Here is a 1,472-nt window from a genome sequence, read left to right as displayed (position 1 = left end):
GCGCCAGAGATTACGAGCGGTGGTTCGGTCAGTCTGGATGAGAACACGACAGCGGTGCTGAGCGTGGTGGCCAGCGATAGTGATGGCGATAGTTTGAGCTATGCGATTGCAGGAGGTGCAGATGGAGCCTTGTTCACGATCAATGCCGCTGGTGAATTGTCCTTCAAGGCGGCGCCGGACTTTGAAAATCCGGCCGATAGTGATGGGGACAATGTCTATGATGTGATTGTGTCGGTGTCTGATGGTGTGACGACCACGCAGCAGAGCGTCACGGTGACGGTGAATGATGTCAATGATGCGCCGGTACTGACGGGTCCATCGGGTCTGAGCCTGGCGGAGAACACCAAGACTGTGGGGACGATTACGGCCAGTGATGATGAAGGGGATGATCTGACCTTCAGCCTGACGGGCGGGGTGGATGCCGATCTGTTCACGATCAATGCCACCACCGGAGCGCTGTCCTTCAAGGTGGCGCCTGATTATGAAGCGCCCGGCGATGACGATGGGGACAATGCCTATCAGCTGGAAGTGACGGTGAGCGATGGCACCACCAGCACGGTGCAGCAGATCACGGTGAGTGTGACAGATGCCAATGATGCGCCTGTCATCACCAGCAGCAATGCGGTGACCATCACCGAGAACCGCAGCAATGTGATGATTGCCAGCGCCAGTGATGTCGATAGCGGCGATACGCTCGTCTGGTCGATTGCCGGTGGGGCGGATAAGGATCTGTTCACGGTTGATAGCGCCACAGGAGCGCTCAGCTTTATCACCGCGCCCGACTATGAAGCCCCCTCGAGCTTTGATGGTGGGAATGTCTATGCGGTGGTGCTCCAGGTCAGCGATGGCAATGGCGGGACGGCCACCCAAAATGTGCAGGTCACCGTCACCAATGCCAATGAAGCGCCCAGCCTTGCGGCCAGTGCGGCTGTCACCCTGACCGAGAACCAGAGCCTGGCGACCAGCATTGTGGCGACCGATGTGGATGGTGACACGCTATCCTATGCGATCACGGGCGGTGCCGATGCAGCCTTGTTTACGGTGGGTGCAGACGGGAAGTTGTCCTTTGTCACCGCGCCTGACTTTGAAGCGCCGGGCGATGCGAATGGGGACAATGTCTATGATGTGATTGTGACTGTCTCAGATGGCAATGGCGCGAGCGCCAGCCAGAGCGTGGCCGTGACCATTACAGATGTGAATGAAGCGCCGGTGATCACCAGTGGTGATACGATTGCTATGGCCGAAGGCCGGATGGCGGTGCTGACGATGGCCGGCAGCGATAGCGATGGAGATGTGCTCGCCTGGTCGATTGCAGGCGGGCTGGATGCGAGCCTCTTTACGATTGATAGCGCCACAGGAGCGCTCAGCTTCATCACCGCACCCGACTATGAAGCACCGGCCGATAGTGATGAGGATAATATCTATCAGCTGAGCGTCAAAGTCTCTGACGGCAATGGCAAGAGCACGACGCA

Annotated in this window: 1 protein-coding gene; it reads left to right on the top strand. The window is 58.2% G+C overall.

The genetic code is table 11. The features are described from left to right. On the top strand, positions 1-1,472 hold a 1,472-nt coding region (locus GRI39_RS14340), incomplete at both ends, for a cadherin repeat domain-containing protein (RefSeq protein WP_160740415.1).

The sequence above is a fragment of the Altericroceibacterium indicum genome, assembly GCF_009828105.1.
GTDB classification, from domain to species: domain Bacteria; phylum Pseudomonadota; class Alphaproteobacteria; order Sphingomonadales; family Sphingomonadaceae; genus Altericroceibacterium; species Altericroceibacterium indicum.
This window is presented reverse-complemented; position numbering and strand designations above follow the sequence as displayed.